20 protein-coding genes are annotated in these 26,923 nt (G+C 73.1%); 2 read left to right on the forward strand and 18 right to left on the reverse strand.

Translation table 11 applies throughout. The features are described from left to right. Positions 1–85: 85 nt before the first annotated feature. From der to ald, 8 genes are all read right to left on the reverse strand, one after another. Positions 86–1,492 (reverse strand): ribosome biogenesis GTPase Der, encoded by a 1,407-nt coding sequence (gene der / locus OG992_RS08860; RefSeq protein ID WP_238687164.1) that lies wholly within the window; start codon positions 1,490–1,492, stop codon positions 86–88. After that, the gene (cmk, locus tag OG992_RS08865) at positions 1,489–2,169 is read right to left on the reverse strand and encodes a (d)CMP kinase (RefSeq protein WP_238687163.1); all 681 of its coding nucleotides are present in this window, start codon (positions 2,167–2,169) and stop codon (positions 1,489–1,491) included. The genes der and cmk overlap by 4 nt, the downstream gene beginning before the upstream one ends. A 196-nt stretch (positions 2,170–2,365) precedes the next feature. Further along, positions 2,366–3,136, reverse strand: a complete 771-nt coding sequence (locus tag OG992_RS08870; protein ID WP_210784817.1) for a pseudouridine synthase — start codon at positions 3,134–3,136, stop codon at positions 2,366–2,368. Further along, positions 3,123–4,238: an SMC-Scp complex subunit ScpB gene (gene scpB / locus OG992_RS08875; protein ID WP_266302966.1), complete on the reverse strand. Its 1,116-nt coding sequence runs from the start codon at positions 4,236–4,238 to the stop codon at positions 3,123–3,125. Before scpB ends, OG992_RS08870 begins: the two co-directional genes overlap by 14 nt. After that, positions 4,231–5,304 carry a ScpA family protein gene (locus tag OG992_RS08880; RefSeq protein ID WP_238687161.1) on the reverse strand — a complete coding sequence of 358 codons (1,074 nt, stop codon included), beginning with the start codon at positions 5,302–5,304 and terminating at the stop codon, positions 4,231–4,233. Before OG992_RS08880 ends, scpB begins: the two co-directional genes overlap by 8 nt. Positions 5,305–5,345: 41 nt before the next feature. Next, positions 5,346–6,269: a ParA family protein gene (locus OG992_RS08885; RefSeq protein WP_030487987.1), complete on the reverse strand. Its 924-nt coding sequence runs from the start codon at positions 6,267–6,269 to the stop codon at positions 5,346–5,348. A gap of 179 nt (positions 6,270–6,448) precedes the next feature. Next, a complete protein-coding gene (locus OG992_RS08890) occupies positions 6,449–7,414 on the reverse strand; it encodes a site-specific tyrosine recombinase XerD (protein ID WP_238687160.1) in 966 nt (321 codons plus the stop codon). Positions 7,415–7,452: 38 nt separating this feature from the next. Next, entirely contained in the window at positions 7,453–8,568 is a 1,116-nt protein-coding gene (gene ald, locus OG992_RS08895; protein WP_238687159.1) for an alanine dehydrogenase, read from the reverse strand. 292 nt (positions 8,569–8,860) lie between these two features. Here ald and OG992_RS08900 point away from each other — a divergent pair, with 292 nt between their 5' ends. Next, positions 8,861–9,136, forward strand: a complete 276-nt coding sequence (locus tag OG992_RS08900; protein ID WP_238687158.1) for a TM2 domain-containing protein — start codon at positions 8,861–8,863, stop codon at positions 9,134–9,136. An 85-nt stretch (positions 9,137–9,221) separates the two neighbouring features. Here the strand turns inward: OG992_RS08900 and OG992_RS08905 are convergent, their stop codons facing one another. The 9 genes from OG992_RS08905 to recN all read right to left on the reverse strand — a co-directional run bounded on the left by OG992_RS08905 (position 9,222) and on the right by recN (position 21,966). Then, complete coding sequence (locus OG992_RS08905; protein ID WP_266302967.1) at positions 9,222–9,827, reverse strand: NUDIX hydrolase; 606 nt, start codon at positions 9,825–9,827, stop codon at positions 9,222–9,224. Further along, positions 9,824–11,575, reverse strand: coding sequence for a CTP synthase (locus OG992_RS08910; protein WP_091407255.1), 1,752 nt, complete (start codon positions 11,573–11,575; stop codon positions 9,824–9,826). Before OG992_RS08910 ends, OG992_RS08905 begins: the two co-directional genes overlap by 4 nt. A 163-nt stretch (positions 11,576–11,738) precedes the next feature. Beyond that, positions 11,739–14,153 carry a hypothetical protein gene (locus OG992_RS08915; protein ID WP_238687180.1) on the reverse strand — a complete coding sequence of 805 codons (2,415 nt, stop codon included), beginning with the start codon at positions 14,151–14,153 and terminating at the stop codon, positions 11,739–11,741. Beyond that, positions 14,153–15,322: a glycosyltransferase family 4 protein gene (locus tag OG992_RS08920; RefSeq protein WP_266302968.1), complete on the reverse strand. Its 1,170-nt coding sequence runs from the start codon at positions 15,320–15,322 to the stop codon at positions 14,153–14,155. Before OG992_RS08920 ends, OG992_RS08915 begins: the two co-directional genes overlap by 1 nt. Continuing rightward, positions 15,315–17,003 (reverse strand): murein biosynthesis integral membrane protein MurJ, encoded by a 1,689-nt coding sequence (murJ, locus tag OG992_RS08925; RefSeq protein ID WP_266302969.1) that lies wholly within the window; start codon positions 17,001–17,003, stop codon positions 15,315–15,317. Before murJ ends, OG992_RS08920 begins: the two co-directional genes overlap by 8 nt. A gap of 1 nt (position 17,004) precedes the next feature. After that, positions 17,005–17,871 carry a hypothetical protein gene (locus OG992_RS08930; RefSeq protein WP_266302970.1) on the reverse strand — a complete coding sequence of 289 codons (867 nt, stop codon included), beginning with the start codon at positions 17,869–17,871 and terminating at the stop codon, positions 17,005–17,007. A 67-nt stretch (positions 17,872–17,938) separates the two neighbouring features. Continuing rightward, entirely contained in the window at positions 17,939–18,883 is a 945-nt protein-coding gene (locus OG992_RS08935; RefSeq protein WP_238687124.1) for a copper transporter, read from the reverse strand. 27 nt (positions 18,884–18,910) lie between these two features. Further along, entirely contained in the window at positions 18,911–20,089 is a 1,179-nt protein-coding gene (gene steA / locus OG992_RS08940; protein WP_091407271.1) for a putative cytokinetic ring protein SteA, read from the reverse strand. Positions 20,090–20,208: 119 nt separating this feature from the next. Then, complete coding sequence (gene recN, locus OG992_RS08945; RefSeq protein WP_238687131.1) at positions 20,209–21,966, reverse strand: DNA repair protein RecN; 1,758 nt, start codon at positions 21,964–21,966, stop codon at positions 20,209–20,211. Positions 21,967–22,055: 89 nt separating this feature from the next. Between recN and OG992_RS08950 the strand changes: the two genes are divergently transcribed. Continuing rightward, positions 22,056–23,075: a helix-turn-helix domain-containing protein gene (locus OG992_RS08950; protein ID WP_238687125.1), complete on the forward strand. Its 1,020-nt coding sequence runs from the start codon at positions 22,056–22,058 to the stop codon at positions 23,073–23,075. A 79-nt stretch (positions 23,076–23,154) separates the two neighbouring features. On the opposite strand, the gene OG992_RS08955 is transcribed toward OG992_RS08950, so the two are convergent. After that, positions 23,155–26,874, reverse strand: a complete 3,720-nt coding sequence (locus OG992_RS08955; RefSeq protein ID WP_238687126.1) for a S8 family serine peptidase — start codon at positions 26,872–26,874, stop codon at positions 23,155–23,157. Between the last annotated feature and the right edge of the window lie 49 nt (positions 26,875–26,923).

The following is a 26,923-nucleotide window of genomic DNA, read 5'->3' on the forward strand; positions in this document are numbered from 1 at the left end:
TAAAGCGTCCTAGGAGGGTGGGGTTGGATAGGGAAATGCCGGATGGGCGGGGCGCCCATCCGGCATTTGACAGAACTGGACCGCGTCAGCCGTGCGCCTTGCCTCGGCCGCCGGGGCCGAGCTTCTTGCGCGGGCGGACCGAGATCTCGATCGGACTGCCCTCGTACCCGAATTCCTCGCGGAGCTTGCGCTCGACGAAGCGCTGGTAGCCGGCGTCCAGCGGGCCGGTGGTGAAGAGCACGAACCGTGGCGGCGCCACACCGGCCTGCGTCGCGAACAGGATCCGCGGCGCCCGCCCACCACGCACCGGGTGCGGGGTGGCCTGCACCAGCGCGGTCAGCCACTGGTTGAGGTGCGCGGTCGGCACCCGGGTTTCCCAGCTGGCCAGCGCCTTGTTCAGGGCCGGGGCCAACTTGTCCACGGCGCGGCCGGTCATCGCTGACAGGTTCAGCCGGATCGCCCAGGGGATGCGCCGCAGCTCCCGGTCGATCTCCTTGTCCAGGTAGTACCGACGGTCGGCGTCGACCAGGTCCCACTTGTTGAACGCGATGACCAGCGCGCGGCCCGACTCGGTCACCATCGACAGGATCCGCTGGTCCTGCTCGCTGATCGGTTCGCTGGAGTCCAGCAGCACCACGGCCACCTCGGCGGCCTCGATCGCGCCGGCGGTCCGCAGGCTGGCGTAGTACTCGGTGCCGCTGGCCTTGCCGACCCGCTTGCGCAGCCCGGCCGTGTCGACCAGTTGCCAGGTCTGACCGCCGATCTCGACCAGGCTGTCCACCGGGTCCACAGTGGTGCCCGCCACCGAGTCGACGACCGCCCGCTCCTCGCCGGAGAACCGGTTGAGCAGGCTGGACTTGCCGACGTTCGGCCGCCCGACCAGCGCCACCCGGCGCGGTCCGCGCGGACGGTTCTCCACGATCGCCGGGGCCTCCGGCAGCGCGGCGAGGATGGCGTCCAGCAGGTCGCCGGAGCCGCGTCCGTGCAGCGCGGACACCGGGAACGGCTCACCGAGACCGAGCGACCACAGCGAGGTGGCCTCCATCTCGATGGAGTTGTTGTCGGCCTTGTTGGCGACCAGGATCACCGGCTTGGCGCTGCGCCGCAGCATCTTCACCGCGGCCTCGTCCACGTCGGTGGAGCCCACCATCGCGTCGACCACGAAGAGCACCACGTCGGCGGTGACGACCGCCGTCTCGGCCTGCGCCGCGATGGCCGCGGCACGGTCCTTCGCGTCCGGTTCCCAACCGCCGGTGTCCACGACTGTGAACGCCCGGCCGTTCCACTGCGCGTCGTACGGGACCCGGTCGCGGGTCACGCCAGGGACGTCCTCGACGACCGCCTGCCGGCGGCCGATGATCCGGTTGACCAGAGTGGACTTGCCCACGTTGGGGCGGCCGACGACGGCCACCACCGGCTGGGGGCCGCTCGGTTCCTCGACGATGACGTCGGGCTCACGCAGCTCGACCCACCCACCACCATCGCTACTCATGCCACGCCCCGCTCGGTGAGCATGTCGCGCAGCCGCGCGACGACCTCGTCGATGCCCAGCTCGGTGGTGTCCAGGACCACCGCGTCGGGCGCCTGGGCGAGCGGGTTGACCTTGCGGGTCGAGTCGAGGCGGTCCCGCCGGGCTAGATCCGCGGCCGTGGCCGCCACGTCGGCGGCGTCCTCGGCGCTGCGCCGGGCGGCACGGGCCGCCTCGGAGGCGGTCAGGAAGACCTTCAGGTCGGCGTCCGGCGCGACGACCGAGCCGATGTCGCGGCCCTCGACCACCATCCGACGAGCGTTGGCGATCATCTCGCGTTGCCGGGCGACGAGCAGCTCGCGGACAGCCGGCACGGCGGCGACGGCGGATACCGCACCGGTCACCTCCGGGCCCCGGATATCCGCGTCCACGCCCACGCCGTCGACGGTCACGGCGTACCCCTGCGGGTGGGTGCCGATGTGCAGCTTGACCTCGCTGGCGACCTTGGCCACCGACGCGGCGTCGGCGAGGTCCACGCCGGAGCGCAACACGGCAAACGTGATCGCCCGGTACATCGCCCCGGTGTCCAGGTAGCGCGCACCGATCGCGACGGCGAGCCGCCGCGACACGGTGGACTTACCCGAACCGGACGGCCCGTCCACAGCGACCACACATCGCCCGGTCCGTACGTTTTCCTCCACCGTGTCCTCCTCAGCCCGTACCTCACGGATCGCCCGGTGATCTGGCGCCGCAAGCGGTTGTCAATCGTCATCAATCATGCCCGGGTCCATTGGCGGACCCGCGCGCGACGCCGCCGGAGGCGACCCACGCCACCCGGGGCGGCCGTGTCCCGGCCATCGGTGGAGCCTACCGGCTGCCGTACCCCGAACTCGGGGGTCAGTCACCCACCACGTTGAACAGGGCGGCGACCTCGGCGTTGGTCAGCCGCCGGATCCGCCCGGTCCGCAGGTCACCGAGCCGGATCGGCCCGATCGAGGTACGGACCAGCCGGGTGACCGGGTGACCGACCTCATCCATCAGCCGCCGGACGATGTGCTTGCGCCCCTCGTGCAGGCTCAGCTCCACCTGGGCGGATTTGCCGAGAGTGTCGACCACCTTGAACGAGTCGACCTTGACCGGCCCGTCCTCCAGCTCGACGCCGGCCAGCAGCCGCTTGCTCAGGTTGCGCGGGATCGGCCCGACCACCTCGGCGAGGTACGTCTTGAGCACCTGGTACGAGGGGTGCATGAGCTTGTGCGCGAGGGTGCCGTCGTTGGTGAGCAGCAGCAGGCCCTCGCTGTCCGCGTCGAGCCGCCCGACGTGGTAGACCCGCTGTTCCAGCCGGGCGCCGATGAAGTCGGCCAGCTCGTTGCGTCCCTTTTCGTCCGCCATGGTGGTAACCACCCCACGCGGCTTGTTCATCGCCACGTAGACCAGGCGAATGTCGACCTGGAGGCGTTCCCCGTCCACGTGGATCACGGAGGTGGCCGGGTCGACCTTGTCACCGAGCTTGGCGACCCGCCCGTCCACCGTGACCCGGCGGCGGAAGATCAGGTCTTCGCAGGCACGCCGGGAACCCACGCCGGCGGCGGCGAGCACCTTCTGCAGGCGCTCAGCCCCCTCGTAGACGGGCGCGTCGGCTTTGGGGGAACGGTTATCGGGTCGCATCAGCAAGCTCTTCTACGTCGTCGGGCAGGAAGGGTGCGAGGGGCGGCAGCTCGGCGACCGTGTTCAGCCCGAGCTTCTCCAGGAACAACGTGGTGGTCCGGTAGAGGAACGCCCCGCTGTCCGTTTCGGTGCCGCACTCCTCGATGAGGCCACGGGTGACCAGCGTACGGATGACCCCGTCGCAGTTCACACCCCGGATGGCTGAGATTCGCGAACGGGTCACCGGCTGCTTGTACGCAACCACGGCGAGCGTCTCCAGCGCCGCCTGGGTCAGCCGCACGGACTGCCCGTCCAACACGAACCGCTCAACGTACGTAGCGTATTCCGGCCGGGTGTACAGCCGCCACCCGCCGGCCGCCCGGCGCAGCTCGAACCCGTGCCCGGCGGCGGTGTAACCGGCGGCGATCTCGTCGAGCATCGGCCCGACCCGTTCGGCGCGTTGCTCCAGCACCTGCGCCAGCACCAGCTCGCTGACCGGCTCGTCGACGACCAGCAGGATCGCCTCCAACGCGCCGCGTAGCTCGGGGTCGGACAGCTCGGGCGCGGGCTCCGGCGCGACAGTCGCCCGCCGCCGCCCCGCCAGCTGCCGCCGGGGTACGTCCCCAGCGCCACCGGACTCCCCCACCGTGGCGTCCGTCACCGCACCGAGGTTCGGCCCCGTCGAACCCACCCCGTCCGGGGCGGCCTCACCGCGATCTGGCTCACCCTGGCCCACCTCGTCCGAGGGCACCCCAGGGGAATCGGGCCCACCCGCGGCCACCTCGAGGGGATCGGGCCCACCCGGGGCGACCTCACCAGGGCCTGGCCCGTCTGCGGCCACCTCGACAGGGCCCGGTCCACCCGGGCTCACGTCGACCGGGCCCCGCCCATCCGGGTCAACCTGCGCGGACGCCGACGCGACCACGTCCGGCCCGGTGGAGTTGGCGGCGGCCTCGGGTTCCGGGCGAGGCGCTGCCGCCTCGGGTGCTTCGGCCTCCGGTGGGGCGGCTGACTCGTCCGGCTCCGTGGGCCTGTCGGTGACGGGCGGGCGGGGGCGGTCCCACGGGGGGACCCAGGCGGCGGCCTGGTCGGCCAGCGAGTCCCGACGTTGCTCGTCACTCATCCCGCGCACCCTCCGTCGTTCCCGTCCCGTCCGGCCCGCCGGCCTCCCACGTCGGCACAGGGTCAGCCCTCGCCGGCCCAGGTTCTGCCACCGCCGGCTCAGGCGCACTCCCGGCACGCTCAGACCCCGCCGGCTCAAGCTCAGCCCCCGGCGGCTCAGCCTCAGCCCCCGCCAGTTCCGGCTCAGGCTCCGGTGACTCCGGGTCGGCCGGGTTGCCGGCGTACTCGTCGACGTGCAGTTCGGTGTCGCCGTCGACCGGGCCGGTCCAGCGCACTGTCAGCTCCTCCAGGGCCTGCTCCTGCACGAACGACACCAGGCCCTCCCGGTACAGCTCCAGCAGCGCGAGGAACCGGGCCACCACCTCCAGGGTGGCCTCGCAGTCCGCGCAGAGCAGCGAGAACGTAGCGGTGCCGGCCCGGCGCAGCCGGGCGGCGAGGATCGCCGCGTGTTCGCGGACACTGACCCGGACCATGTGCACGTGGGCGATGGAAACCTCCGGCACCGGCTTCGGGGTCATCGCCTTCACGGCCAGCTTCAGCAGCCGCTGGGGGCCGATGCCGAGCACCAGGTCGGGCAGCGCCTCGGCGTAGCGGGCCTCCAGGCTCACGGCACGCGGATAGCGTCGGCCGCCAACGGCCTCCAGCTCGGCGATGTGCGCCGCCGCCTCCTTGTACGCCTTGTACTGCAACAGCCGGGCGAAGAGCAGGTCCCGTGCCTCCAGCAGGGCGAGGTCGGCTTCGTCCTCCACCTCGGCGGCGGGCAGCAGCCGGGCCGCCTTCAGGTCGAGCAGGGTCGCGGCGATGAGCAGGAACTCGCTGGCCTCGTCCAGGTCCCAGTCGTCGCCCATCGCCCTGATGTAGGCGATGAACTCGTCGGTGACCGTGTGCAGGGCCACCTCGGTGACGTCGAGTTTGTGCTTGCCGATCAGTTGCAGCAGCAGGTCGAACGGGCCGGTGAAGTTTGCCAGCCGCACCGTGAACCCGGTGGCAGCCGGGTCAGCGGGCTGCGCACCGTCGACCACTGCCGCGTCGGCGGTCTGGGGTGGGTCGAGGGGTGGCGCGGTCACCGGACGACCGTAGTCCACGAGGCGGGCAATGGGCGTTCCGGCTACCGCTCCGACTGGGCGGCGATCACCTCGCGGGCCAGTTGACGGTAGTTACGTGCCCCGGAGGAGGCCGGGTCCATCGTCGTGATGGGGGCACCGGCCACGGTGGACTCGGGGAACTTCACCGTCTTGGTGATGACCGTCTGGTAGACCTTGTCGCCGAACGCCTCCACCACCCGCTGGAGGACCTGGCGGCAGTGCGTGGTGCGGCTGTCGTACATGGTCGCGAGGATGCCTTCGAGCTCCAGGTCGAAGTTGAGCCGCTCGCGCACCTTGTCGATGGTGTCCAGCAGCAGTGCCACACCGCGCAGGCTGAAGAACTCGCACTCCAGCGGGATGAGCACGCCGTGCGCGACGGTCAGCGCGTTGATCGCCAGCAGGCCGAGTGACGGCTGGCAGTCGATCAGGATGTAGTCGTACTCCTTGCGGACCGTGCGCAGGACCCGGGCCAGGGCCATCTCCCGGGCGACCTCGTTGACGAGCTGGATCTCGGCGGCGGAGAGGTCGATGTTGGCCGGCAGCAGGTGCAGCCCCGCGACGTCGGTCTTGATGACGACGTCCTCGGCGATGATGTCGTCCTGCATGAGCAGGTTGTAGATGGACAGGTCGAGGTTGTGCGGGTTGACGCCGAGGCCCACCGAGAGCGCGCCCTGCGGGTCGAAGTCGACGAGCAGCACCTTGCGGCCGTATTCCGCGAGCGCGGCGCCCAGGTTGATCGTGGTCGTCGTCTTACCGACGCCACCCTTCTGGTTGGCCATCGCGATGATGCGCGCGGGGCCGTGCCGATCGGTCGGCATCGGCTCCGGGATGGGCTTGCGCATCGTGTAGGCAGCCGGGTCCGCAGGACCCAGGTCCGCGCCGAGCGTGGCCTGCTGCTCGCGGAGCTCCGACGTCCAGGTCTCGGCACGGTCACCGTTGCCAGCCATGTGCTCGTTGCCCCCTCCCGACGACCCACCCGGCGTCGGAGCCGTCCGACGTCCTTCGCGGCGCCGCTGCGCACCCCGGTCGTGTCGCTCCAGGAGGTCCGCGCCGATGCCGACTGTACGCCACCGACCAGCAGGGGGTTCGGCACCGGCCCGGCGTGTCGGCGTCGACAGCGACCGGTTCAGCCCTGGGCGCGGGGATGCGCGGTCGCGTACACCTCGCGCAACCGCTCCACGGTGACCAACGTGTAGACCTGGGTGGTGGTCACCGACGCGTGGCCGAGCAGTTCCTGGACCACCCGGACGTCGGCGCCGCCGTCGAGCAGATGGGTGGCGTAGGAGTGGCGCAGGGTGTGCGGGGAGACCGCGGCCGGCCCGTCGACGGGCAGCCCGGCCCGGTCGGCGGCGCGGCGCAGGATGCCCCAGGCGCCCTGGCGGGACAACGCGCCGCCCCGGGCGTTGAGGAACACCGCCGGGGTGCCGCGGCCGGCGGCGGCCAGCCCGGGACGGGCCCGGACCAGGTAGGCGCGCACGGCGTCGACGGCGTACCCGCCGATGGGTACCAGCCGCACCCGGCCGCCCTTGCCGCGCAGCAGCGCCGTGCCGTCGTCGGTGTCGAGGTCGTCCACGGCGGCGCCGACCGCTTCGGAGATGCGCGCGCCGGTGCCGTACAGGAACTCCAGCAGCGCCCGGTCGCGCAGCGCGAGGGGCGCGTCGTCACCGGTCGCGGTGATCGGGCCGGCGGTCTCCAGCAGCCGGACCACGTCGTCGACCGGTAGCGCCCGGGGCAGCCGCCGGGGCGGCGTGGGCGGGCGGACGTCGCGGCTCGGATCGGCGCCGGCCAGGCCCTCGCGCACCGCGAAGCGGTGCAGGCCCCGCACCGCGCTGGCCGCGCGGGCGGCGGAGGAGACGGCGAGGGGCGGGTGCGCGTCGTCGCCGGCGCGCAGCCGCGCCAGGTGCGACTCGACGAGGCCGGCGCCGACCGACGCGAGGTCGGTGACGCCGGCATCGGCCAGGGTGGCGAGATAGCGGTCCAGATCCCGACGGTACGAGGCGAGCGTGTTCGCGGACAGGCCACGTTCGACGGTCAGGTGGTCGAGGTAACCGCGAACGGCACGGCGCAGCGCCGGCGTGGGTGCGGTGCCCACGCCGGCGGAGTCCCTGCCGCCGCTCAGCCCGCCACCCTTCAGGCCAGGGCGTCGGCCAGCGGGAGCACGTCCATGCCGTGCGCCTCGGCGACCGGGCCGTAGGTGACCTGCCCGGCGTGGGTGTTGAGGCCCAGCGCCAGCGCCGGGTCGTTGCGCAGCGCCTCGCGCCAGCCCTGGTTGGCCAGCTCAAGGGCATACGGCAGGGTGACGTTGGTCAGGGCGTAGGTGCTGGTGTTCGGCACCGCGCCGGGCATGTTCGCGACGCAGTAGAAGATCGACTCGTGCACCTTGTAGACCGGGTCGGCGTGCGTGGTGGGGCGCGAGTCCTCGAAGCAGCCGCCCTGGTCGATGGCGATGTCGACAAGCACGCTGCCCGGCTTCATCCGGGAGACCAGCTCGTTGGAGATCAGCGTCGGGGCCTTCGTGCCAGGCACCAGCACCGCGCCGATGACCAGGTCGGCGTCGAGCACGGCGCGCTCGACCTCGTAGGCGTTGGAGGCGACGGTCTGCAGGTGGCCCCGGTAGATGGCGTCGGCCTGCCGCAGCCGGGCGACGTTCTTGTCCAGCAGCAGCACCTCGGACTGCAGGCCCAGCGCGATGGCGGCGGCGTTCATGCCGGAGACGCCGGCGCCGATGACCACGGTCTTGGCCGCGTACACGCCGGAGACACCGCCCGGCAGCACACCGCGCCCACCACCGGTGCGCATCATGTAGAAGGCGCCCATCTGCGGGGCGAGCCGGCCGGCCACCTCGGACATCGGGGCGAGCAGCGGCAGCGACCGGTCGGGCAGCTCGACGGTCTCGTACGCGATGCCGGTGACCCGGCGGTCGATCAGCGCGTCGGTGCACTCCTTGGAGGCGGCGAGGTGCAGGTAGGTGAAGAGCACCTGCCCCTCACGCATCCGGTGGTACTCCTCGGCGATCGGCTCCTTGACCTTGAGCACCAGCTCGGCGGTCTCCCACACCTCGTCGGCGGTGGCGAGGATCGTCGCGCCGGCGGTGGCGAACTCCTCGTCGGTGATGCTGGAGCCAACCCCGGCGCCGGACTCGACGAAGACCTGGTGGCCGCTGCGGGTGAACTCGTTGACACCCGCTGGCGTGATCGCCACGCGGTACTCGTGGTTCTTGACCTCGCGTGGGATTCCGACCTTCACGATGCAGACACCTCTCTTCGGGGCTGCTCTCCCCCGACTGCTCGGTGCCACGACGGCCCCTTTGCCATCGCGGTACACCGGTCCTGCGGCGGCAGTCTAGGCGCGCCCGGCGCCGCCGCGAGCCAGCACAGTGGCACCCGGTGCCCGGGTGTCCTGACGATGTGTCAGGGCACCGCCGGCATTCGGCGGTCGAGCGTCACCTCAGCCAACAGGACAGTGTTTCACCATTATCGTCCCATCTGCCGGGCGGCGGTGCGGACAGCCGGCGAGTGGATCACTAATGTGTCCGCCCATGACCACTCCTCCTTACCAGCCCGGTTACCCCCAGCCGGGGTACCCCCAGGGCGTCTCCGACAAGAGCAAGATCGTCGCGGGCATCCTCGGCATCCTGCTCGGCACCTTCGGTGCCGGTCGGTTCTACACCGGACACACCAAGATCGCCGTTCTCCAGCTCGTCGTGAGCCTGGTGACCTGCGGCGTCGGCGCTCTCTGGGGCCTCGTCGACGGCATTCTCATCCTGGTCAACGGCGGAACGGACGCGCAGGGACGTCCGCTGCGCGACTCCTAGACCAACAAACGGAAGGGGCCCCGCGGCTGACCGCGGGGCCCCTTCTCGTGCGTCCTCCCCCACCGTGCTGGACCGGCGGCGACGCTCAGCGCGGCAGCGGCGCGTCCGCCCGACGCAGCTGCGCGAAACCGGTGTCCCGGGCGCGGGCCGCGGCCAGCAGCCCGGCCACCGCTGACGCGTTGGTGATCTCACCGGCCAGGACCATGGCGACCGCCTCGTCCAGGTCGATCCGGACGACCTGGAGGTCGGCCTCCTCGTCGTGGCGCTCATGCCGCTCGTCGGCCGGCACGTCGGCGAGGTCGCGGGCCAGGAACACCCGCACGATCTCGTTGGTGAACCCCGGCGAGCTGTGCAGGTCCACCAGCACGTCGACCCGCCCGGCGGTGAGGTCGGCCTCCTCGGCCAACTCCCGCAGCGCGGCCACCGGCAACTCCTCGCCGGAGACGTCCATCAGACCGGCCGGCAGCTCCCACAGGTGCCGCCCGACCGGGTGCCGGTACTGCCGGATCAGCACCACCTGGCCGGCGTCGTCGAGCGCCACCACTGCCACCGCCCCGACGTGCCGGACGAGGTCCCGCAGCGCGGTCCCACCGCCCGGCATGGTCACCTCCTCGGTGACCACGTCGAAGATCCGCCCCCGGTACCGCTCCTCCCGGGAACGCACCTCGTAGCGGTGCTCAAGGTTGCTCACGAGGCCGACGACGCCTTCGTCGCGGCGCCGTTGCGGGCGGCCTTGCGCGTCGTCGGGGCCTCCGCCGCCGCGTCCAGGTCGACGGGCAGCTGGTCGGCCTGCGAGTACGCCACCGCGGCCTTGACGAACGAGGCGAACAGCGGGTGCGGGCGCGTCGGGCGGCTCTTCAACTCGGGGTGCGCCTGGGTGGCCACGAAGAACGGGTGCAGGCTCCGGTCCAGTTCGATGAACTCGACCAGCCGGCCGTCTGGGGAGGTGCCGGAAATGTGCAGGCCCGCCTTCGTCAGCGCGTCCCGGTAGGCGTTGTTCACCTCGTACCGGTGCCGGTGCCGCTCGCTGATCTCGGTGCTGCCGTACGCCTCGGCGACGATCGAGCCCTCGGTCAACGTCGCCGGGTACGCGCCCAGCCGCATGGTGCCGCCCAGGTCACCGCGACCGGCGACGATGTCCTCCTGGTCGGCCATCGTGGCGATGACCGGGTGGGCCGCCTGCTCGTCGAACTCCAACGAGTTGGCGCCGTCCAGGTCGGCCAGGTGCCGGGCCACCTCGATGGTCATGCACTGCAGGCCGAGGCACAGGCCCAGCAGCGGAATGCCGGCCTCACGGGCGTACCGGGCGGTGCCGATCTTGCCCTCGATGCCGCGGACGCCGAACCCGCCGGGGATGAGGATGCCGTCCACGCCGGCCAACGCCGCGGCGGCGCCGGCCGGGGTGACGCACTCGTCGCTGGGCACCCAGCGCAGCTGCACCCGGGCCCGGTGGCCGAAGCCCGCCGCCCGGATCGCCTCACTCACCGACAGGTACGCATCGGGCAGGTCCACGTACTTGCCGACCACAGCGACGGTGACGGTGTGCCGGGGACGGTGCACCCGCTCCAGCAGATCGTCCCAACTGGCCCAGTCCACGTCCCGGAAGGAAAGGCCGAGCCGGCGCACCACGTACGCGTCGAGCCCCTCCCGGTGCAGCACCTTCGGGATGTCGTAGATGCTCGGCGCGTCCGGGGCGGCGACGACCGCCTCGGCGTCCACGTCGCAGTAGAGCGACAGCTTCTCCTTGAGCTTCACCGGAATCTCCCGGTCACAACGGAGCACTATCGCGTCCGGCTGGATACCGATGTTGCGCAGCTGCGCCACCGAGTGCTGCGTCGGCTTGGTCTTCAGCTCACCCGAGGGCGCCAGGTACGGCACCAGCGAGACGTGCAGGTAGAAGCAGTTGTCGCGGCCCAAATCGTGGCGGACCTGACGGATCGCCTCCAGGAACGGCAGCGACTCGATGTCGCCGACAGTGCCACCGACCTCGGTGATCACCACGTCGGGGACCTGGCCGTCCTCGTCCGGGTCGGCCATCGCCAGGATCCGCGACTTGATCTCGTTGGTGATGTGCGGGATGACCTGAACGGTGTCGCCCAGGTACTCGCCGCGCCGCTCCTTGGCGATCACGTCGGAGTAGATCTGACCGGTGGTGACGTTCGCCTTGCCGGACAGCGCCCGGTCGAGGAACCGCTCGTAGTGCCCGACGTCGAGGTCGGTCTCGGCGCCGTCCTCGGTGACGAAGACCTCACCGTGCTGGAACGGGTTCATCGTCCCCGGGTCGACGTTCAGGTAGGGGTCGAGCTTCTGCATCACCACGCGCAACCCGCGCGCTGTCAGCAGGTTGCCGAGGCTGGAGGCGGTGAGGCCCTTACCCAGCGAGGAGGCGACGCCCCCGGTGACGAAAATGTGCCTGGTCGTCCGTGCTGATGGGGCCAAGGCCTGCTCCCGTGTCGTCTGTCGCGGTCATGCAGACCGCCGTGCTTGATCAGCAAAGTGATCACGCGATCCACGGGATTTGACGGTAACACCTCCCGGGCGGGTACCCGCAGGCCGCACCCCGGCTGCGACACCTCCGGGCCATCCGGACGAGGCCCGGCGCTCAGGACGCGGCAACCTCCGTCGATGACCGGGAGACCTGCCGGGGCGCTACGGGCACCGTCGGCGCGGCGTCCGGCGTCGACCCGCTCGCGGTCGGCTCGGCCGGTTCGTCGGCGTCCCCGCGGCGCTCGTCCGCAGGGTCCGACGCCGGTCGGGCGACCTTCGCCGGCGCGCTCGGGGTCGGCCCGGTGATCGGACGGGGATGCACGGCACCCAGTGGCCCACCGCCGCCGGTCGGACCGTCGCCCCCACCGACCGGGCCGACCCCGCCGGACCCCGAGTCGTCGTCGGCGCCGTTGGCGCGGGAGCGGTCCGCTGCCGGACGGGTCCGGTCCGCGGCGTGCCCGAGCACCCGCAGCGACGCCAGGGCGGCCATCGGCACCACCAGGGCGGCGGCAGCGCCCATCACGTCCAGGGCCGCGCCGTCGAGCACACCACCGAGCACCGCGGCGACCACAGTGCCGGCCATCGCGGCCCGGACCGCCGGGTAGATGCCGAACAGCCGCATCAGCCCACCCCACGGCTGCAACAGGGCGAACCACACCAGCAACCCGCCGGCCAACGCCAGCACCGTCAGCGGGCTGTTGACCAACGTCTCGAAGTTCTCCGTGCTGGACCGGTGCACGGCGAACCCGCCAGTGCCGTCACCGAGCGCGGAAAGGAACCGGCCCAGGCTGCCCCGCTCCGCCGCAGGACGCCGCAGGTCCACCACGGCGAACCCGATACCGACCGCCAGCGCGGCCATGGCGGCCCAGGCCAGCCGGCTGATCGTCAACCAGCCGCCGGCGCTGATCACGGCGGCGACGCTCACCCCGGCGGTGAGCGCGATCGCGCCGACCGGGTCGGCGCCCAGGTACGGGCTGCCGACCACCACCACGGCGAGGCCACCCACCGCCACCATCACCGCCGGCCGCCAGCCACGGTGCACCCGTTGGGCGAACCAACCGGCGGTGACCAGCGCACCGGCGAGGAACACTCCCAGCCCCACGGTGCTCAGCCCGGCGTACCGGCCGCCCTGCAACGCGGAGTAGCCGACCACGCCATTGAGCTGCAGGCGGGCCCCGGTGAGCACGTCCAGCCCCACCACGAGCGTGGTGAGACCGGCCACCGCGCCGAGCGGCCCGAGCGTGTTCGCGTACCCGGGCGCGAACCGCACCGCCGCGGTGCCGGCGGCCACCAGCAACGCGGTCACCCCGGCGAAGATCCACCCCGGGTGCTCACCGCGCCACCAGGGCACCGCGTCGGTCAGCAGCGCCGCCGGCACTGTCAACGCCGCGGCCACCAGCAGCAGCTCCATCACCGCCACGATCCGCCCGGAGACGGGCGTCGGGCCGGCCGGGCCGGCGTGCGGACGGGCCCGGCGCAGCAGCGGCAGGATCGCGAGGGCCAGCAGCACCTGCACCCCGGCGAGCAGCGCGAAGAACACCCCGGAGACGGAGCGCTGGGCGGCCGCCTCCCGGTCGGCGTTCGCCGGCGCGTTGATGGCCTCAGTCAGGTCGGCGGGACGGCCGCCGGTGCTGACCGCCGGACGGCCGAGGAAGAGCCGCTCCGGCATGGGCCGGCCCAACGCGGCCAGGGCGGTCGGCGCGAGGTCGACAAGTTGCAGGTACCCGTCCCGGCCGGTGCTGGCCGAGGTGAGCCACCCCCGCTCCCAGCCCGGCCCGTCGGCGACCGCCACGTGCAGCCGGGCCGGCTGGGTGGTGTCGGAGATCCCCGCGACCAGCACCAACGACCGTGGGGGTCGCGCCGCCAGCACCCGGGCCAGCTCGGCGTCCGCCGCGCGGGCCTCCTCGGCGCGGGTGGCCGGGTCGGCCCCCTTGACGGTGCCGAGGTCGACGATGCTCAGCACACACGAGCCGAGCAGCGGCCGCGGGTCGGCCGGCAGCCCCGAGGCGTACCGGTCGACGCGGCCGAACGGTCGCGCGGCGGCCACCGCCGCGCCCGGGCCCACGGCGACGGAGCACCGCACCGACTCGGACAACGAGCCGGGCATGGCGCCCCAGGGCAGCCGCTGCTGGTTGTACTGGACCACGCTCTCCTGGTCGGGCAGGTTCGCGCCGATGCCGTCCGGCTGTTCCACCGTCACCGCCGCCGACGGGCAACCGTCGACCGACCGGCTGCCGTTCCACGCGGCGAAGCTGCCCGCGCCCAACGTCAGCCAGCCGTCCACCGGGCAGGTGGGCCGGTGCGCGGAACGCACCGACAGTGAGCCGATCGAGCCGTCCTGGGCCATCCGCCACAGCGTCGGGGTGCTCTGCGGATCCACGTCATCCCAGCGCAGCCCGGCGATCCCGGCGAGCACCACGAAGTCGGCGGTGCGTTGCGGGGTGCCCTGGGGTGGGCGGGCGGCGAGCGCGGTGACACCCAGCGCCACCACGAGCACTGTCAGCAGGGCGGGGGCGATTCGGCGCAGCATCACCGGTGTCCCGTTCTCGGGGCGTCGGAGCCCGGGGCGGCCGCCGGACCGCCGGGATTCCCGGCCAGCTCGGCGTAGAGGGCAGCAAGCATGGCGACGGTGTCCGCCTCGGTCGGCCACGTCGCCGCCCGTTCGGCGCCACGCCGGCCCAACTCCGCCCGCGCCGCCGGGTCGTCCAGCAACGCGCGTACGGCCGCGTCGACAGCATCCACGTCACCGGCGGGGACCAGCGTGGCCGCGTCACCGACCAGGCCCGGGAGCCCGCCGACAGCGGTGGCCACCAGTGGCACACCGGCGCGCAGCGCCTCCTGGGCGAAGAGCTGTCGCGCCTCCCAGTCGCTGGTCACCACCGCCAGGTCGGCGCCGGCGAGCAGGTCGGCCACGTCGGTGCGGTGCCCCAGCAGGGTCACCGGGGCGCGGGCGGCGGAGGTCCGCGCGGCGAGCGGCAGATACGCCGGCCCGCTGCCCGCGATCACCACGACCGGCGGCGGGGTACGCGTACGCCAGCGGGCCGCCGCGTCGATCAGCACGTCGTAGCGCTTCTGCGGGTGCAACCGACCGACCGAGACGATCAACGGCTGGTCCGGGCGGACGCCGAACTCGGCGCGTACCGCCGCCGGGCGTCGACGCGGCGCGGGCAGCGCCGGCGCGGCGACCGGGGCCAGCCGGGCGTCGGCGGCACCCACCTCGGCGGCCCGTCGCACCAGGTCCTCCGAGGCGCCGAGCGCCACCCGCACGCCCCGGGCGACCACCCGTTCGACGAGCCGGGACACCCCGCCCCGCAGCCCCCCGGCGAGCACCGCGTTGTGCCAGGTGACGATCACCGGGGCGGCCGGACGGGCCAGCACGGCGACCAGCCCGGCCCGCAGGCCGTGCGCGTGCACCACGTCGACGTGAGCGGCCGCGAGCGCCCGGCGCAGCGCGAGCACCGCCCGCGCGTCGGCCGGCGTCGGGCTGGCCGGGATCTCCACCGGCTCGAACCGCGCACCCACACCGGTGAAGTCGAACTGCTCCTGGGTGGCGGCGGGCCCGCAGACCAGGACCGTGGTGCCGCCCGCGACGAGGCCACGAGCCACCGAACGGACGTGCTGGCCGACGCCGCCGGTGCTGGACGCGAGCACCAACGCGACGGTGCCCGACCAGCCGGCAGGCAGAGCTGGCTCAGTCATGCGTCGCCGTCTCCTTCCCGTCGCCCCGCTGCGCGGAGCCCGCGCCCGGTGTCGGCGCACCGCCGGACGGCCCCCGCCGGCCCAGACGCCGCAGCACCCCGGCGAGCAGTGGCTGCACGTCCCGCCGGTCGACGAACCAGACCACGGCGAGGAACACCACCCCAACCAGAACCCCGGACAGCATGCCCTGACCGAACGCCGCCGCCGTCGTCGGGGTGCCGCCGTCCGACTGGTCGAGCCAACGGCTGAGGCCCAACCCGGCGAGCCCGGCCAGCACACCGGCGAGGCCACCGGCCGCTCCGGCCCGTGCCGCTCCCGCGAGGGCGGGACGGCCGGCGCTGCGCAACACCGCCACGAGCAGCAGGGCGCCGAGCACCAGCATCCCCACCGAGTTCGCGGCGGTCACAGCGAGCACCCGGTCGGCGGTGGGGAGCAGCACCGTCAACGGCAGCGCCACGGCCGGGACGACCAGCCAGCCGAAGGTGATCGCCACCGTCGCCGACCGCGTGTCGCCGCGTGCGTAGAGCGCGCGGGACAGGATTGCGAACAGGCCGTAGCCGAGCAGACCCGGCGCGAACCCGCTGATGGCCGCCGCGGTGGACTCCGGATTGTCCGGGTAGAAGAGGGCGGCGATCGGCTGCGCGGTACCGATCAACGCCGCGACGCCCAGGCAACTGAAAAGCAGCACCCCACGCACCGCGCCGGAGAGGGTCCGTCGATAACCGTCCTCGTCACCGGCGGCGCTGGCGGCGGCCAGGGTGGGATAGGACGCCACCGCCAGCGGCACGGCCAGGACCGCCCACGGCAGCAGGTAGATCGCCTGGGCCAGGTTGAACACCTGGGGGGAGCCGGTGGGGCCGCCGGAGACCCGGTTCAAGACCACCAGGAGCGCGATCTGCTGTGCGGCCACCGTCACCGCGCCGGCAGTGGCGAGCCCGCCGATCCGCGCCCGCGCATCGGCGGTGAAGGCGTACCCGAACCGGGGCCGTAGCCGCAACCGCCGCAGCGGGATCAGCAGCGAGAGCGACAGCACGACGACGCCCAGCGTGGTGCCGCCGGAGAGGAGCAGTTCGCCGCTGCGGCCGACCTGGGCCACGGACACGCCTCGACCCTGGGCGGCCCCGAAGGCCACGTAGACGACGACCACGGTGAGGCTGGACAGCAGCGGCGCGATGACTGGCCAGGCGAAGCGTCGGTGTGCCTGGAGGACGCCGGTGAGCACGATGCCGATCCCGTAGAGCGGCAACTGCGGGGCGAACACGCGCAGCATCCGGGCGCCGGCGGCGAGTTCCGACGCCGATCGTCCCTCGCTGATCACCGAGATGATCGGGTCGGCGAACACGACGACGAGCACGGCGAGGGGAACCAGCAGACTCACCGTCCAGGTGAGCAAGGCCCCGGTGGTCGCCGCCACCGTCCGCCGGTCGTCCGCCGCGACCGCCCCGGCCAGCAGTGGCACAACCAGGCTGGCCAACGCCCCGCCCGCGACGATCTCGAAGACGATGTTCGGCACCGTGTTGGCGATGACGTACATGCCGCCCAGGTCGCTCTGCTCGACCACCCAGGTGAACACGGCGGTGCGGCCGAAGCCGGCGAGTCGGCTGGCCACGGTGAGGACGGCGATGAGCGCGGCTGCCCCGGCCAGCCGGCCGGCGCCGGCGAGGGGTGCCGGTCTGGTCACGTCAGTCGGCGCGTCGGCCCAGTGCGTCGAGGTCGCGGAGCCCCGGGGTCCGCTGGATCACCGCGGTGAAGCTGACCTTCTCGCTGGCGGCGGTGAGCCCGGCCAGGACGGCGAGCAGACCGGCCCGGCCCAGCGGGCCGGTACGGGCGGCGAGCGCGACACCGAGCACCGCCCCGAGCGCGTTCGCGCCACTGTCGCCGAGCATCACGTCCTCGGCCAGATCGTCGCGGAGCAGGCCGGCGGCGGCGCCGGCAGCGCCCGCGGCGATCCCGCCCTGCGGGCCGCCGGTCAGCGGCGCCGCGAGCAGCAGCCCGGACTTGAGGGCGCGGCCCGGCCGCAGGTCGAGCAGATTCAGCAGGTTGGCCGTGCCGGCGATCACGCCGGCGCCGAGCAGCACGTCGACACCCCGGCCGAACGCACGATGCCGCTGCCGGCGCGGGTGCGCGGCGACCCTGGGGTCGGCGGCGAGCAGCGCGGCAGCGCCCAGCCCGGCGGCGCCCACCCCGACGACCTTGACCAGACCGGCGGTGACCCGCCCCTCGCGCAGCGCGGCGAGGTGCCCGGCGAAGCCCTTGGCCGCCTTCTGCTCCGGCCGCGCGCCGACCACGTCGTCGTACAGGCCGACGCCGCCCGCGCCGAGACCGGCGACCAGGGCGGCCCCACCGGCGGCGCCGCCGGTGGCACCGAACGCGCCGGCGGCGGCCGCGCCGGCGGCGAGCGCCGGCCCGGCGGCCAGGCTCACCGTGCGGCCACGGAAGTTGGTGCGGTCCAACGCGGGCCCGGCCGGCGAGGTACGCGCCTCACGCAGCACGTAGCGGGCCGCCGCGGCGCCCGCGCCGGCGATCAGCAGCCGGCCCAGGGCGCTCACGCCGTCACCTCGCTGGCTCGGTCACGCGCCACCTGGTCGGATCCGGACACGGGGGTACGTCGTTCGCTCACTGGGGCAGTCTAGGCAACAGGCCGGAGGCGGCGTTGTCGCCGACGCCGTACTGCCCGGCCTTCTTCTCGGTGAGCTGCTGCACCAGGGCGAGGGTGGTGACCACCTGACCCTGCACGGTGTTGGCGTTGTCGACCGTGGAGATGGTCTGGGCGAGCACCGGGTCGCCGCGCACCACACCGACCAGGTTGCCGCCGACGGAGCCGTTGCCGGCCACCACGATCGCCCCGGTGCGGTCGAACTGCTCGGCGATCTTGACCACCGATTCGTCCCGCTTGTCGGAGTCCTTGTCGACGTACGGCTGACCGCTGACCACGACGACCGCCTCCGCCGAGGCGGTGACCTTGTTGCTGTCGGTGGTCAGGTAGCCGGCGTTGTTGTAGGCGGCAAGCACCGCCCGACGGTCGGCGTCACTGACCGGCGCGACGCCCTGGGGCCGGTCCAGCAGGACACTGGCCAGCAGCGCGCTGGAGGTCTCCACGCCGTGCCCGTTGCCCGGCAGGCCGGTGGTCTGCGCGGTCGGGCGGGCGGCGGTGACGGCCAACTCCAGCAGGTTGGAGTTGTTGTCCGGGTTGATGAACTTGTCCTGCAGGTCGATCTGGCCGGTGATGGTGGCCCCGGCCTGCTGGAGCTTCTTGAGCACGCTCTCGGTGTGGTCACGCCCGTTGGGCAGGCTGAGCACCGCGACCCGACGCGCGGTGAGGGTGCCGGGCAGGAGGAGCTGGGAGGTCTGCTCGGCGAACTCCTCTTCCAGCGCGAGTTGCTTCTCCATGTTGCTGACCGTCTGACGCCACTGCTGGTTGTCCTTGCGCAGCCCGGTGACCTGCTCCTTGAGCGAGTCGGCGACCGGGCCGTTGAGGGCGGCTGTGCCGACCACCAGGCCGATCGCCAGAGCCAGGAAGACCGCGGTGAGGGACACCACGTGGTAGCGGAAGTTGATCACGCTTGCAGCCTCTTGATCGGTCGGGAACTAGAAAAGCCGGTACAGCTGGAACACGAAATTGTCCCACCACTCGGCGACCACGCCCAGGTACGCCTTCCCGACTGTCGACACGGCCACCGCGGACGCCATCGCCGCGATCGCCGACAGCACCAGCAGCAGCAGCGACGAACCGGAGATGCTCTGCCGGTAGAGCCGGCTCACCCCCTTGGCGTCGACAAGCTTGCCACCGACCTTCAACCGGGTCAGGAACGTCGAGGCCATCCCGCCGCGGCCCTTGTCGAGGAACTCGACGAGGGTGGCGTGGGTGCCGACCGCGACCAGCAGCGAGGCGCCCTTCTCGTCGGCGAGCAGCATGGCCAGATCCTCGCTGGTCGCCGCAGCCGGGAAGGTGATCGCCGGCACACCGAGGCCGTTGACCCGGGGCAGGCCGGGCGCGCGCCCGTCCGGGTACGCGTGCACGATCACCTCGGCGCCGCAGCGCAGCACGTCGTCGGTGACCGAATCCATGTCCCCGATGATCATGTCAGGGGTGTAGCCGGCCTCGACCAGGGCGTCCGCGCCGCCGTCGACGCCGATGAGCACCGGCTTGAACTCCCGGATGTACGGGCGCAACACGTCCAGGTCGGCCTTGTAGTCGTAGCCGCGCACCACGATCAGGCAGTGCCGACCCTGCATCTGGGTCTCGATGTCCGGCACCCCGACACCGTCGAGCAGCAGGTCGCGTTCCTGACGCAGGTAGTCCATCGTGTTGGCGGCGAACGCCTCCAACTGCACCGACAGACCCTCCCGGGCGTCCGCCATCGCCTTACCGACCGACTCGGCGTCCTGAAGGCTGCCGTGCGCCACCGGCTCGTCACCGGCGAAGACCGTGTTGCCCTCGATGCGCACCTGGTCGCCCTCGCGGATGCGCTCGAAGACGCCCTCCCCCAGGTCGTCGAGGAGCGGAATGCCGGCGGCGATCAACACCTCCGGGCCGAGGTTCGGGTAACGACCGGAGACCGAGGGCTTCGCGTTGAGCACCGCCGCGACCCCGACGGCGACGAGTGAGTCGGCCGCCACCCGGTCCAGGTCGACGTGGTCGATGACCGCGATGTCACCGGGGCGCAGCCGACCGACCAGGCGTTTCGTCCGGCGATCAAGGCGCGCGGTGCCGAGGACTCTGCCCGGTTCGGAGTTCCGGTTCCGGCGCAACGTGGGTAGACGCATCGTGACCATCCTGGCATGTGAGGCAGGCTTTTCTGTCGCGACATGCCTGAGCAGGGCCGCCTACCCAGGGAAGCACACACCGGCACAAGCCGGTGTGCTTGCGCTCACAATACGCGGCGTCACAACCGCCTTTCCTTGGCGGCCACTGCCAAAAGCTCCTCGGCGTGAGCGATACCCAGATCCGAATCGGGCAAACCCGCCAGCATGCGCGCCAACTCCCGAGCCCGCTCGGTGTCCTCCACCACCCGCACCCCACTGGTCGTCACCGCGCCGCCGGTGTCCTTCGCCACCACCAGGTGCCGGTCGGCGAACGCCGCCACCTGCGGCAGGTGCGTGACCACCAGCACCTGATGGCTGCGGGCCAGTCGGGCCAACCGGCGACCGATCTCCACCGCCGCCTGCCCGCCGACCCCCGCGTCGACCTCGTCGAAGACCAACGTCGGCGGGCCACCGGAGCCGGCGAACACGACCTCGATGGCGAGCATCACCCGGGACAACTCACCACCGGAGGCGCCGCGCTGCAACGGCAGCGACGGCGCGCCAGGGTGGGCCAGCAACCGCAGCTCCACCTCGTCACCGCCGTCCGACGTGACACCCACCTCCACGCCGTTGACCGCAAGCGTCGGCTCGGCACGCCCGGCCGGACGGGGCAGCACCGCCACCTCGATCCGCGCGTGCGGCATCGCCAGCCCGGCCAGCTCGACGGTGACCTGGTCGGCGAAGCGGACCGCCGCCTCCTGCCGGGACGTGGACACCCGCCCGGCCAGGTCGGCCACCTCCACGGCGAGCCGCTGACCCTCCCGCTCCAACTCGTCGAGAACGTCGTCGGACATGTCCAGGTCGGACAGTCGGGTACGCGCCCGGTCGGCCCAGGCGATCACCCCGTCGACGTCGTCGGCGTACTTGCGGGTCAACGCGCGCAGCGCCGCCCGCCGCTCGTAGACGTGCTGCAACCGGGCCGGGTCCGCGTCCAGCGTCGCCAGGTACGCCGACAGCTCCGCCGACACGTCGGTGACCAGCGTGGCCGCCTCCTCCAGGCGGGCCGCCAGCTCACCGAGCGCCGGATCGGTGCCGGACTGCGCCTCCAGGGTCCGCCGGGCGGTGCCGAGCAGCGCCGCCGCGTCCGGGGTCTCCTCGGCGGCCTCCGCGCCACCGGCCACGCACTGCTGGGCGATCTGCGCGGCCGTCCGCAGGCCCTCGGCGTGCTCCAACCGCTGCGCCTCGGTCTTCAGCTCGTCGTCCTCACCGGGCTGCGGATCGACCCGGGTGATCTCGTCGAGGCCCAACCGCAGCAGGTCGGCCTCCTGGTTGCGCTCGCGGGCGTTGCGCCGACGGTCGGCCAGGTCGTCGACGACCCGACGCCACCCCGTGTACGCCTCACGCAGCGCGTCGAGCAGCTTCTCGTGCGCGGGGCCGGCGAACCGGTCCAGTGCGGCCCGCTGCTCGGCCGGGCGCAGCAACCGCAGCTGGTCGGACTGGCCGTGCACCGCGACCGCCTGCTCGCCGACCTCACCGAGCATCGACACCGGCATGCTCCGGCCGCCGACGTGCGCGCGCGAACGCCCCTCCACCGTCACCGTGCGGCTCAACAGCACCGAGCCGTCCTCGTCGGGTTCGCCGCCCGCCTCGATGATCCGCGCGTGCACCGCGTCGGCGACCCGCCCGTGCAGCCGCAGCCGCCCCTCCACCACCGCACGACCGGGTTGGGCGCGGACCCGCCCGGCGTCGGCCCGGCCGCCGAAGAGCAGGCCGAGGCCGGTGACCACCATCGTCTTGCCCGCACCGGTCTCGCCGGTGATGACGTTCATGCCGCCGGTCAACGGCAGCGTGGTGTCTTCGATGACGCCCAGTCCGGTGATGCGCAGCTCTTCCAGCACAGCCACCGACAGTAGACGCGAGGCCCGACACTTGACCAGCCGACGGGCCCGGGTACGGCCCGTACCCGGCCGACGTACAGTTCTGCCCCGTGTTGGACGTGATCGGCCTGACCTCGGCTGAGGAGGAGCTCTACCGCTGCCTGCTCCAGCTCACCACGGCCCGCATCGACGAGTTGGCCGGTCGCCTGCACCGACCCCGTGAGCAGGTCATCGCCCAGGTCGAGGCACTGCGGGGCAAGGGCCTCGTGCAGCGCAGCGACAACGACCCGGACGCCCCGCTGCGCCCGACCGCCCCGGACGTCGCCCTCGGCGCGACGCTGCTGCGGCGTCAGGAGGACCTGGAGTCGGCCCGCCGACTGGTCACCCAACTGGCCGAGGAATACCGCTCCGGACTGCGCCGACACCACGTCGACCACCTGGTCGAGGTGATCACCGGCGCCCGGGTTCTTCGGGACCGGCTTCGCGACCTGCAGAACTCTGCCCGGACCGAGGTGCTCTGGTTCTGCCGGGCCAATCCCCTCGCCATGGCCGGCCCGGAGAATGTCGAGGAGTTCGACGCGCTGGCCCGTGGGGTCAGCTACCGGGCCATCTACGAACGTGACCTGCTACTGGAGCCGGGCGCGTTGGCCGACCTGGCCAAGGGGGTCGCCGCCGGGGAGCAGGCCCGCGTCCTGGACCGGCTGCCGGTCCGACTGGCCATCGTGGACGCCCGCACCGCCATCTGCCCGCTGGTGCCCGACCGCGACGGCGGCGAACCGAGCGCCGCCGTGATCGGCCGCAGTCAACTGCTCGACGCGCTGCTCGCCCTCTTCGAGAGCCACTGGCGGGTGGCCACCCGGCTGCGCCTCGACGACCCCCTCGCCGTTGCGGCCCCCGAAACTCGCCGGCCCGAGCCCGCTGACCAGCCGGGCGACGGCTACCAGCCCGACGCCGACGAAGCCCGGCTGCTGTCGCTGTTCGTGGCGGGCGTACCGGACAAGTCCATCGCCTCCCAGCTCGGGGTGAGCCGGCGCACCGTGCAACGGCGCATCGCCGACCTGATGGCCGCCGCCGGTGTGGACACCCGACCCGGGTTGGCGTTCCAGGTGGCCCGACGCGGCTGGCTCTGACGCGTGAGGGCCCGCCGTCGACCGACGGCGGACCCTCGACCGGCAGGGCGGGACGGCCAGGCCGCCCCGCCCCGCCCGATCAGCGCAGCCCGTACGCCTGGAGCACTGTCTGCTCGACGGTGTTCCCGGCCCGGTCGGCGGCGTGCACCCGCAGCGACACCGTTCCGCGCCCCGCCGGCACGGTAGCGGTGTACCGGGTGCCCGACCCCGTGGTCGGCGCGTTGCGCCAGGTGACGCCCCCGTCGAAGGAGACCTGCACCCGGACGCCGGCACCCCTCGGCGCCGGCACCCCGGCCGGCTGCCGCAGGGTCAGCCCGAGCTGGTGCGGCCGGTTGCCGCGGACCGTGCCGCCCAGGTCGGCCGGCACCCGGTAGTCCACCTGGAGCAACGACAATGCCGTGGCGGCGTCGCCCGCCGGTCGGGCCGAGGTGAACTCCCAGGCCGTGTCGGTCCGGGTGCCGTAACGCCACTCGGCCGAGGACCGCTGGGTGCTCACGTCCAGGCGGTAGCGGGCGGCCCCGGCGGTCGTGGGCACCGACGCCCAGCCGTCGGAGAGGTCCGCGATCTGCTGCCCGTTGCGGCTGACCCGCGCCGTGACGGTGTCCGACTCCTCGCTCTCGCCGGCCACGCTGTAGTGCCCGTCGGCGTCGACGAACTCGGGCACCCGCAACTCCAGGATGTCACCGGTGCGGGTGGGCACCGGCGCCCCTCGGGCCGGGACGGCCGGGCGGAGCACCGGCGCGTGCCAGATCTCGGTCACCCGGTCGTCGGCGGCGTAGCGCCGGGGCTGCTGGGTCAGACCACCGGCCAGCTGCCCCCACTGCATGAACATCTGCTTGTGCAGCACCCGTTGCTGCCACCAGGAGTCCCCGGAGCTGACGAACTCCTGCCGGGTGGTGCCGTTGCGGACGATCCGCTGGTCGTCGTTCCAGGCGTACTCCTGCCACGGACGCCAGCCGAACCGCTCCTCGGTGGCCCAGCCCGCACCCAGGTCGCCGTAGCTCGCTGTCACCTCGGCGGTGTTCTTCGCGGTCACCGTGTGCACGACACGCTCCGGCACGCGGCCCTTCGACACCTGCCACACGTCGTACAGGTAGGGGCTGTCCACTGTCAGCGTCAGGTCCAGCGTCGCCCGACCCTTGCGCGCCGCCGCGATCAGCCGCTGCCCGTCGTCGTACGCGACCACCATCGACGGGATCGGCAGCCGCTCTCCGGTGGGCCGCCAGACCGTCCACGCGCTCTGGTCCTCCGGCCGGACGACCAGCACCGCGGCGGCGCCGGCCGCCGCGGCGGCGGCCACCTGTTCCTCCTCCGAGCGGTTCGGGTCGGCGCCGAGCAGCACGGCGGCGCCCCGCACCCGGGTCAGTTCGGCGGGGGCGCCGGTGCCGGCCCAGAGCAGCGGCAGCTTCCGCCGACCGGTCGGCGCCGGCGACGTGCCCAGCAGGTTGATGTCCGACGGACCGGACACCCCGCTGATCGTCGCGTCCACCATGGGCGCGACGAGCTGCCACCGCGAGGCGAACTCGAACTCGCCCTGGCGCACCTGGCGGGTCGGCGTGACGTTGACCCGCTCAACGGTGCTGTAGGCCATCACGCCGTGGTCGATCTGCCGGCCATTGCCCAGCACCCGGTGCACGTAGTAGCTGAGCGTGGCCCGCTGCTCGCTGGGCTTCGGCGTCTCGATCCGCACCGGCGTGCCCCTGCGCGCGTCGAGCACCACTGTCAGGTCCCGGTCGACTGTCACCTCCGGCTCGATCATCTGGGTCATCTGCTCGTCCAGGGGAACGCCGTGCGTCATCAGCGCGGTCAGCACGTACGTGCCCTCCTCGACCTCCAGGGTGCCCTCGCCACCCCACAGGCCCCAGAAGTCCGACTCGGGCTGCTCACCGAAGACGGTCAACCCCGGCGAGAGGCCCGGCTGACCCTGCCGGTCCAGCAGCTTGATGGTGAGGTGGTGCACGGGACCGCTGACGGTGAGCGCGACAGCGGTGCGCACCGCGACGCCGTCCGCGCCTGTCGCCACCAGCCAGCCGCTGTGCACACCCCGGTCGAGCTTCGCCGGGTCCGCCCGCAGCGGCACGGCGACGCTGCCGCCGACCGGCACTGTCACCTCGGCGCCGCCGACCGCGACCCCGTCGGTCTCGGCCGCACGGGTGTCCAGGTTGCGCAGCTCCAGGGCCAACCGCAGGGTCTGCGGGGCCGTGCCGCCGTTGGTGTACGTCACGGTCCGCTCGACCGCCGCACCGCCGGTGGAGATCCGACCGAAGTCCGCGGTGGCCGAGGCGTACACCCGCTGGCCGAGCGCCCGCGCCACGTCGACCCGACCACCACCCTGCTCGAACACGGTCAGCGCCGGGTTCGCCTTCGTGGTGCTCACCAGCGCGTCCTTGAGCTTCCCGGCCGGCCAGTCCGGATGTTCCTGGGCGAGGATCGCCGCCGCTCCGGCCACGTGCGGCGTGGCCATCGAGGTGCCGGACGCGGTCGTGTACGCGTCGTCCACCGGCGTACCCATGGCGGTGCCGGCGGCCCGGGCGGCGACGATCCCGACGCCCGGCGCGGTGATCTCAGGCTTGAGGCCGTTGTCGCCGAGACGCGGGCCCCGGCTGGAGAACTCCGCCAGGTTGTCGGCACGGTCCACCGCACCGACGGTGAGCGCCGCCGCGGCCGCGCCGGGCGCGCCGACGGTACGCGCGGCGCCCGAGTTGCCGGCGGCGACCACGAACAGCGCACCGGTCTCAGCGGTCAGGTCGTTCACCGCCTGGCTCATCGGGTCGGTGCCGTCGGTGGGGTCGCCGCCGAGGCTCATGCTGACCACCTTCGCGCCGGAGTGGGCCGCCCACTCCATGCCCGCGATGATGGACGAGCTGTAGCCGGAGCCACCGTCGTCGAGCACCTTGCCGACCAGCAACCGCGCGCCCGGGGCGACGCCCTTGCGCAACCCGTCGGACGCCGCCCCGCTGCCGGCGATGGTGGCGGCCACGTGGGTGCCGTGGCCGTGCCCGTCGCGGGCGCTGCCGCTGCCGGAGAAGTCCTGCGCCTCGGCGATCCGACCGGCCAGGTCGGGGTGGGTGGCGTCGACGCCGGTGTCGAGCACCGCCACCGTCACGCCGGCACCGTCGCGCCCGGCCGCCCAGGCCGTCGGGGCGCCGATCTGCGGCACGGAGTGCTCCAGCGCCGGACGGACCCGCCCGTCCAGCCAGACACGGGCGATGCCGGCGCCCAGCCGGGGCGCGGCGGCAGTCGTGGTCCGGCTGGCCGGCGTACCGGCGAGCGTGGTCCACAAATTGCCGAGGGCCCCCTTGCCGACCCGCAGCGCCGCGCCGTTGATGCTCTCCAACGGGCGGGCGTCGGTAGCGCCGGCGAGCGGCGTGACCCGCCCGGCCGCCTGCTCCTGGTAACGCACGATCAGTGGCAACGCGCCCTGCGCGGCGTCGCCGTATCCGTCGGCGGCCAACTCCTGCACGTCGAACAGGTTGGCGTCGAGAACCCCGCTCGAAACGTAGGGCAGGGCGTCGCTGGGCAGCACCCGCAGCCGGCCGTCGACCTCCAGGGTCTGGAAGATGACGCGCTCGCGCCCGGGTCCCGGGCGGACAGTGGCGGCGACCCGGCCCGGCGCCGCTGGCGCGAGCTCGACCTGGTCGCCGGTGATCAGGGTGATGCGGACGGGTGCGTGCTGGGCGGGCGTGCCCGACGTCGGGCCGGTGGGCCGGGCGGGCGGGTCGGCGGACGCCGGTGCGGCGACGCCGACCACCAACGCGCCGACAACGCCGACGGCGAGCCAGCGTGGGGACCAGTGCATGCGATGGGCTCCTCTACTCCTCCAGGCCGCCATCCGTAGATGAGGGCCG

Source organism: Micromonospora sp. NBC_00362 (assembly GCF_026342155.1).
GTDB classification, from domain to species: domain Bacteria; phylum Actinomycetota; class Actinomycetes; order Mycobacteriales; family Micromonosporaceae; genus Micromonospora; species Micromonospora hortensis.

Bases quoted from the DNA above. Each gene is read 5' to 3' on its own strand.
- scpB (WP_266302966.1), bottom strand. From the start codon at position 4,238: ATGAGTGACGAGCAACGTCGGGACTCGCTGGCCGACCAGGCCGCCGCC.
- OG992_RS08920 (WP_266302968.1), bottom strand. From the start codon at position 15,322: ATGACTGAGCCAGCTCTGCCTGCCGGCTGGTCGGGCACCGTCGCGTTG.
- der (WP_238687164.1), bottom strand. From the start codon at position 1,492: ATGAGTAGCGATGGTGGTGGGTGGGTCGAGCTGCGTGAGCCCGACGTC.
- OG992_RS08915 (WP_238687180.1), bottom strand. From the start codon at position 14,153: ATGCTGCGCCGAATCGCCCCCGCCCTGCTGACAGTGCTCGTGGTGGCG.
- OG992_RS08870 (WP_210784817.1), bottom strand. From the start codon at position 3,136: ATGCGACCCGATAACCGTTCCCCCAAAGCCGACGCGCCCGTCTACGAG.
- OG992_RS08885 (WP_030487987.1), bottom strand. From the start codon at position 6,269: ATGGCTGGCAACGGTGACCGTGCCGAGACCTGGACGTCGGAGCTCCGC.
- OG992_RS08955 (WP_238687126.1), bottom strand. From the start codon at position 26,874: ATGCACTGGTCCCCACGCTGGCTCGCCGTCGGCGTTGTCGGCGCGTTG.
- OG992_RS08900 (WP_238687158.1), top strand. From the start codon at position 8,861: ATGACCACTCCTCCTTACCAGCCCGGTTACCCCCAGCCGGGGTACCCC.
- steA (WP_091407271.1), bottom strand. From the start codon at position 20,089: ATGCGTCTACCCACGTTGCGCCGGAACCGGAACTCCGAACCGGGCAGA.